General features: G+C 43.2%; 6 protein-coding genes. 2 read left to right on the forward strand and 4 right to left on the reverse strand.

Translation table 11 applies throughout. From position 1 onward, the window contains the following. Window positions 1-163: 163 nt before the first annotated feature. Window positions 164-1192 carry an L-threonine 3-dehydrogenase gene (tdh, locus tag NC99_RS01565; protein ID WP_053179146.1) on the forward strand — a complete coding sequence of 343 codons (1029 nt, stop codon included), beginning with the start codon at window positions 164-166 and terminating at the stop codon, window positions 1190-1192. Between the two features lie 80 nt (window positions 1193-1272). On the opposite strand, the gene NC99_RS01570 is transcribed toward tdh, so the two are convergent. Then, window positions 1273-2040 (reverse strand): exodeoxyribonuclease III, encoded by a 768-nt coding sequence (locus NC99_RS01570; protein WP_053179147.1) that lies wholly within the window; start codon window positions 2038-2040, stop codon window positions 1273-1275. A gap of 71 nt (window positions 2041-2111) precedes the next feature. Between NC99_RS01570 and rsgA the strand changes: the two genes are divergently transcribed. Next, entirely contained in the window at window positions 2112-3059 is a 948-nt protein-coding gene (gene rsgA, locus NC99_RS01575) for a ribosome small subunit-dependent GTPase A (protein ID WP_053179149.1), read from the forward strand. 64 nt (window positions 3060-3123) lie between these two features. Here the strand turns inward: rsgA and uvrC are convergent, their stop codons facing one another. Genes uvrC through mnmG form a run of 3 tightly spaced genes read right to left on the reverse strand, consistent with a single transcriptional unit; the run spans window position 3124 to window position 7394 of the window. Then, window positions 3124-4944, reverse strand: a complete 1821-nt coding sequence (uvrC, locus tag NC99_RS01580) for an excinuclease ABC subunit UvrC (protein ID WP_204374864.1) — start codon at window positions 4942-4944, stop codon at window positions 3124-3126. 14 nt (window positions 4945-4958) lie between these two features. Continuing rightward, on the reverse strand, window positions 4959-5477 hold the full coding sequence (locus NC99_RS01585) for an adenine phosphoribosyltransferase (protein WP_053179150.1): 519 nt from the start codon (window positions 5475-5477) through the stop codon (window positions 4959-4961). Between the two features lie 33 nt (window positions 5478-5510). Beyond that, entirely contained in the window at window positions 5511-7394 is a 1884-nt protein-coding gene (gene mnmG, locus NC99_RS01590; protein ID WP_239684386.1) for a tRNA uridine-5-carboxymethylaminomethyl(34) synthesis enzyme MnmG, read from the reverse strand. Between the last annotated feature and the right edge of the window lie 192 nt (window positions 7395-7586).

A 7586-nucleotide genomic window follows, 5' to 3' on the forward strand; every position in this document is an offset into this window, starting at 1 on the left:
TTTTAGACAGCCTCTTTTTTATGACGTAATTGGCAGTCCGACAACAACAAAAACCGTTTCTAAATGTCTTTCGGCCTACCAAAGCTATGGCAAAAACATGATAATCATTCTTTCTTTTCGAATGAAATAGCTATAAATTGCTTCTTCCAATTCAAAATAAACTATGAAGGCAATTGTAAAAAGTAAACCTGAACGTGGTCTGTGGATGGAAGATGTCCCCATGCCAAAAGTTGGCCACAACGATGTTTTGATTAAAATAAAAAAAGCCGCTGTTTGTGGCACCGATCTACATATTTACAAATGGGACGAATGGGCTCAAAATACCATTAAAACACCCGTCGTTATTGGGCACGAGTACATGGGTGAAGTGGTTGAAACCGGCATGGAAGTGGACCGTGTTCATGTCGGCGAACGGGTGACTGTTGAAGGCCATATTTCCTGTGGATTCTGCCGTAACTGCCGGCGCGGCCGCCAGCATATTTGCGACCATACGGTAGGTATTGGTGTTCAACGAGATGGTGGATTTGCCGAGTATATTGTGGTACCAGCCAAAAATGTACTCAAAGTTGACCCTCAAATCCCCGATGAAATTATGGCCATTATGGATCCGCTGGGCAACGCTACCCACACGGCCCTCTCCTTCCCCCTCTTGGGCGAAGATGTGTTGATTACCGGCATTGGCGGACCCATTGGAGCCATGGCTACTGCCGTTTGCAAGTTTGCCGGTGCACGAAATGTGGTAGGAACTGATTTAAGCCCCTACCGCCGCGATTTGGCCCGCAAAATGGGAGCCACCAAAGTCATTGACCCAACGAAGGAAAGCATTCGCGATGCCATGGGCAGCCTGGGCATGGTTGCCGGATTCGACATTGGACTGGAATGCAGCGGATCACCCATCGCCTTTAACGACATGGTGGAAAACATGTACAATGGCGGGAAGATTTCTTCGCTTGGCTTACTTCCAAAAAACACGCAAATTAATTGGAGTAAACTAATTTTCAAGGGGCTTACCTTGAAAGGAATCTACGGCCGTGAAATGTACGAAACCTGGTATCATATGGAGATGATGCTGACTTCGGGACTGAACATTTTGCCGGTGATCACCCACCGAATGAAAGCCGAAAACTTTCAGGAAGCTTTCGATATCATGGAAGAAGGAAACTGCGGAAAAATAATATTGGACTGGGAATAAAATCACCGTGTTGCCAATCGAAAAGGATCGAACTTCAACAGAAATTCGATCCTTTTTTTTTTTCACGTGGAACATCATACTCAAACATCCAGTTCAACCCAAACCGGACAATGGTCGGAATGAACTACATCAGGCAAAATACCCGCACTCATGACCTTTGATTTCAAAGGTTCGCTCACCATGTGGTAATCAATTCGCCAACCTTTGTTCCGGGCCCGAGATCCAGCCCGATAGCTCCACCACGAATAATGGTGCGGGTCAGCAACAATTTCGCGGAAGCTGTCGCAATAGCCGTCGTCTACAAACTGCTGAAACCATTCGCGTTCCTCAGGCAAAAAGCCCGAAGTATTCTGTTGCTTTTCAGGATTATGAATGTCAATCCACAGCCGGCAAATATTGTAATCGCCCGAAATCACCAAGTTCGGGCGCTCGTTCCGCAGTTTGTTCAGGTATGCCTGAAAGTCAGCCAAAAAATCCATTTTAAACGCCTGCCTGGGACCTCCCGTAGTTCCGGACGGGAAATAGGCGCTGATGACGCTCAAATCGCCAAAATCAGCCCGAATCACCCTTCCTTCAGCATCGTACTTGGCATTGTCCATGCCGTAAACCACCTGATCCGGCTTTTCTTTGCTTAAAATTGCCACGCCACTATAGCCCTTTTTAATAGCCGAATGAGCGTAAATATGATATCCCAGCGCTTCAAAGGCTAGCTCACTCATCTGACCCGGCTGTGCCTTGGTCTCCTGCAAACACACCACATCGGGATTTTCGGATGATAACCAGTCTAAAAAACCCTTTCCCAGAGCGGCACGAATGCCATTAACATTATAACTTAAAATACGTTTCACTATTTTTTTTCTTACTTTTGAATGATAATTACAATCGAAAGATAAGCATTCTACACGCAAAATTTTAGCAATTGAACAAAGGAATCGTCATAAAATCTACCGGAAGCTGGTACACCGTAAAAGCTGAAAACGGCGAAAAAATCGAGTGTAAAATTAAAGGCAACTTTCGATTGAAAGGCATTAAAAGTACCAATCCCATCGCGGTGGGCGATCACGTTGAATTCAAATTGGCTGAAAAAGAATCGGAAGACAACACCAATGTAATCAATGGGCTGATTACCAATATTGTGGAGCGAAAAAACTACATCATTCGGAAATCCCCAAATTTATCGAAGCAGTCCCACATCATCGCTTCAAACATCGATGAGTCGTTTTTGGTGGTCACCATTAACTACCCGGTTACCACCACGACCTTCATCGACCGGTTCTTGGTGTCGGCAGAAGCGTACCGAATCCCCTGCACTTTGATTTTCAACAAAATAGACCGTTACAATCATGAGCAAACCCGACAAATGGATCAGATGATCGAGCTCTACGAGAAAATTGGCTATCGTTGTCTGAAGACTTCGACCAAAAAAAATATTGGGATGGATACGCTTAAAAGCTGGATGAAAAATAAAACCAATGTTTTTGCGGGCCACTCCGGCGTTGGGAAATCGACTTTGATTAACACCATTGAACCGGGCTTAAACATAAAAACGAAGGAAATTTCGGACTATCACCAAACCGGAAAACACACGACTACTTTTTCTGAAATGTTTGAACTGAGCTTTGGTGGTTATATTATTGACACACCCGGAATCAAAGGCTTTGGTGTTTTGGAAATGGAGAAAGAAGAAATTTCGCACTATTTTCCTGAAATGTTCAAGCTTTTGGAAAAATGCCAGTACTACAATTGCACCCATACCCATGAACCGGGTTGCGAAGTGAAACAATTGGTCAACGAGGGTGAAATTGCCGACAGCCGCTACTTTTCCTACCTCGGCCTGCTAAACACCGACGACAAGTACCGGAATTAAGCTAGATGGAATTGATTTTTGACCTAGGAAACTCGGCAAAAAAAATACAACAAAAAACTGTTTATCAGCGTCTTAATTTGTAAAATTCAAATATTTTAGCGGCCTTAGAATCGCCTATTTCATCGGCCACTGCCTGGTAGGCTTGATTTTTTAGATTCTCAACGCTCTTAAATCGCTTCAAAAGTGTTTGAATGGTCTTTTCTCCAATACCCGGAATTTCCTCCAACTCCGATTTAATAAAATTCTTCGATCGCAGCTGGCGGTGAAAAGTAATTCCAAATCGGTGAGCTTCGTCGCGCGCAAACTGAATCACTTTTAAACTTTCCGAAGTTTTGTCGAGGTAAAGCGGAACCGAGTCACCTGGAAAAAATATTTCCTCCAGTTTTTTTGCTATGCCAATAATGGCAATCTTTCCTCGGAGATTTAATTTTTCCAATGCATTCAGTGCCATTCCCAATTGACCCTTTCCCCCATCGATGATAATTAATTGCGGCAAACTTGCATCTTCGTCAACCAATCGTTTGTAACGCCGATAAACAATTTCTTCCATCGAGGCAAAATCGTTAGGCCCTTCAACAGTTTTTACATGATAATGCCGATACTCTCTTTTAGCCGGTTTTCCATTCTTGAAGACAACACAAGCGGCCACCGGATTCGATCCCTGCAGGTTCGAGTTGTCAAAACATTCTATATGCACCGGCAATTCCTTTAGCTGAAGGTCTTTTTTCAAGGTCTCCAAAATACGCTTGGTGTTGTCTTTTGGCTTGGCTAAAATGTGTTGCTTTTCCTTTTCCAGTCTGAAATACTTCGCATTTCGAAGCGACAAATCCAATAGCTTTTTCTTGTCGCCGCGCACCGGAACTTTAAATTTCACATCCTCCAGTTCAAATTCGGGTTGAAAGGGAACCAACAATTCGCGTGCATTAGAGAATATCTTCTGCCGAATATCGACAATCGCATACTGCAACAATTCCTCTTTCGATTCATCCAGGGCTTTCCTTATTTCAGTCGTGTAGGTTTGGACAATGGCCCCATTCATCACTTTCAGATAATTCACAAAAGCCGCTTTCTCAACCATGTCAATCGTAAAAACATCCACGTCGGTGATTGTGGCGCTAACAACGGTAGACCGATTCTGGAATTTTTCAAGAATTTGCAGTTTTTCTTTGATTGAATTGGCTTCTTCAAACTTAAAATCCTCGGCATATTGACGCATTAAGTCGCGCAAATATTTAATGACAATCGAAATATTTCCCTTTAAAATATCGCGTATTTCTGAAATGTATTCGTTGTAATCTTCTTCCTTTTGATACCCCTCACACGGCCCCAAACAATTTCCGATGTGATATTCGAGGCAAACTTTTGTTTTACCGCTTTCAATGTTCTCTTTTGAGAGATTGTACTTGCAGGTTCTGAGTTTATACAGTTTTCGAAACAAATCCAACAAGGTGCGTACCGTGACCACCGATGTATAGGGACCAAAGTATTGCGAACCGTCACGAACCACATTCCGGGTTAAAAAAACCCGCGGAAAACGTTCATTTTTGATGACAATCCATGGGTAGGTTTTATCATCTTTCAGCCGAATATTATACCGAGGCTGATACTTTTTGATCAGATTGTTTTCGAGCAAAAGCGCATCCTGCTCGGTTTCAACAACCAAATGTTTGATGTCGGCTATTGCCCGGACAAGCAGTGCTGTCTTTCGATTTTCGTGATTTTTTGAAAAATAAGAGGAAACCCTTTTCTTAAGACTTTTGGCTTTCCCAACGTAAATAATTTTACCTGAGTCGTCAAAATACTGGTAAATTCCAGGCTTGTCTGGCAGCACAGAAACCTGCTTTTTCAGAGTCTCAATATTTCTATTTACTGCGGAATATTTCAATTTAAAAGCCCCAATTAGTATTCAACCAAAGTATGCGTCTCGTAGTTTGAAAGCACTTCTTTTTTCCCGTTTTCGATGAATTTCAAATCGCAAATAAAAGAGAAATACACTTTTTTGACATTCATTTTCTCCACCAAATTTAGTGCAGCCAAAGCCGTACCACCAGTTGCTAAAAGATCGTCGTGAATGAGTACAATATCGTCTTCTGTCAAGGCGTCTTTGTGTATTTCAATCGTATCTGATCCGTACTCCAGTTCATACGATTCGGCCACCGTTTCGGCTGGCAATTTGCCTTTTTTACGGATAGGGACAAAGCCGGCATTCAACAAATAAGCCGCAGCTCCACCAACAATAAACCCTCGCGACTCGAGTGATACAATCTTTGTAATCCCTTTGTTTTTGAAGTTCTCATGTACTTGATTCACCACCTCATTAAACGCGCTGGGATCTTTGAGCAGCGTTGTAATATCTTTGAAACTAATTCCTTTTACAGGGTAATCCGGTATCTCGCGGATGATTTCTTTTAAATTCATAGTTGTTTTTAATTTTGTGTTCCACGTGGAACATTAACGGCCAAGCATCACTAAAAGCACGTTGATATCCGACGGATTTACACCGGAAATGCGACTCGCCTGCCCAATTGTCTTCGGCCTTATTTTGGACAATTTTTGTCTTGCCTCAGTGGAAATTGTGTGAATACTTCCGTAATCAAACTTGTTTTCAATATCGATATTTTCAAGCCGTTTGAACTTATCTGCCATCAGTTTTTCACGCTCAATATAGCCTGAATATTTGATTAAAATTTCGGCCGATTCAACGATCTCTTCAAACCGATCTAAAGGTATTTTTTCAAGCATTTTTTTGAAAGGAGTGACCGGTTCAACCACATCAAAAATTGAAATCTGTGGCCGGGCAATCACATCCCTCAACTTCACACCTTGCTTCAATGGCGATGTATTCTTCGATTCCAAAAGCTGATTAATGTATTGTGGTTTGATCGAAAAATTAGAGACAAAATCAATAATTTCATCGCGCAAACGGAGCTTCTCTTCCAATAAATCAATTCGCTCTTGCGAAGCCAATCCCAACTGAAATGCCCGCGGAGTTAACCTGGCATCCGCGTCATCTTGCCGCAATAAAATGCGGTATTCGGCGCGCGAGGTAAACATCCGGTAAGGCTCATCAACGCCTTTCGTGACTAAATCATCGATTAAAACACCGATATAAGCCTCATCCCTGCCGAGTACAAATTCAGGCTCTTCATGGGCCTTTAAATGCGCATTAATACCTGCCACGATGCCTTGCGCTGCCGCTTCCTCATATCCGGTGGTTCCATTGATCTGCCCTCCGAAAAACAGATTGCTGATATACTTCGTCTCAAGCGTGTGGTATAACTGTGTCGGATCAAAATAGTCATACTCGATAGCATAACCAGGCCGGTAAATTTTTGCATTCTCCAGTCCTTCTATCAGTCTCAAAGCTTCGTACTGAACCTGCCAGGGTAACGACGACGAAAAGCCATTCAGATAGTACTCGTGGGTTGTTTCACCCTCCGGCTCCAGGAAAAGCTGGTGTTGTTGTTTCTCTGCAAATGTGATCAACTTCGACTCAATACTCGGACAATATCGTGGGCCGGTACTTTGGATCGTTCCGTCATACATCGGCGACTCATCAAAGCCCTTTTCCAACACCTTGTGAACTTCGGGAGATGTGTGCGTAATCCAACAACTACGTTGCTTAAGTTCTGATTTTACCGCAGGCAAATAGGAAAACTTGTAGTAACCTTCATCGCCTTTTTGCTCTGTCAATTTTGAAAAGTCGATCGATCGACCGTCAATCCGAACAGGCGTTCCAGTCTTCAGCCTTCCTGTTTTAAATCCCGCCTCAGCAAGTTGATCGCTTATGAAATAAGACGCTGACTCCCCTATCCGACCGCCTTCCATTTTTGATTGCCCAATATGCATCAAGCCATTTAAAAAAGTGCCATTGGTCAATATTACAGTTTTGGATTGAAACTCTACGCCAATCTTGGTCTTCACGCCTTTCACAACGCCATCTTCAATAATCAGATGAATAACCGCGTCCTGCCAGAGATCCAAATTGTCGGTATTCTCTAAAATATCGCGCCAGTATTCCGAAAAACGGAAGCGGTCGTTCTGCACGCGCGGACTCCACATGGCTGGGCCTTTCGACCGGTTTAACATGCGAAACTGAATGGACGACCGATCGGCAACAACGCCGGTAAACCCGCCCAGTGCATCAATCTCGCGCACAATTTGTCCTTTCGCAATTCCACCAATAGCCGGATTGCAAGACATTTGGGCATACTTGCCCATATCCATCGTGATTAATAAGGTCTTTGATCCCAACCTGGCGGCCGCAGTTGCGGCTTCACAACCCGCGTGGCCACCTCCCACTACAATCACATCATAAAACGGTAATATCATCATCAAAAAAATTAGACGGCAAAATTAATAGAAAAGCTTAAAACAGAAAAACTTAAGAAGGTTTAGTCGGAAAACACGCCACGCTTCCAGAATGAAGCGGAAAAGAAGACACAAAACCGCTCCTATTTGAATATCAAAATTCGTGCAGGTATTCGTCTTCTTTGCTGGTCATCAATTTCTTTTCATCAGCGCTCT

It is taken from the genome of Sunxiuqinia dokdonensis (assembly GCF_001270965.1).
GTDB classification, from domain to species: Bacteria; Bacteroidota; Bacteroidia; order Bacteroidales; family Prolixibacteraceae; genus Sunxiuqinia; species Sunxiuqinia dokdonensis.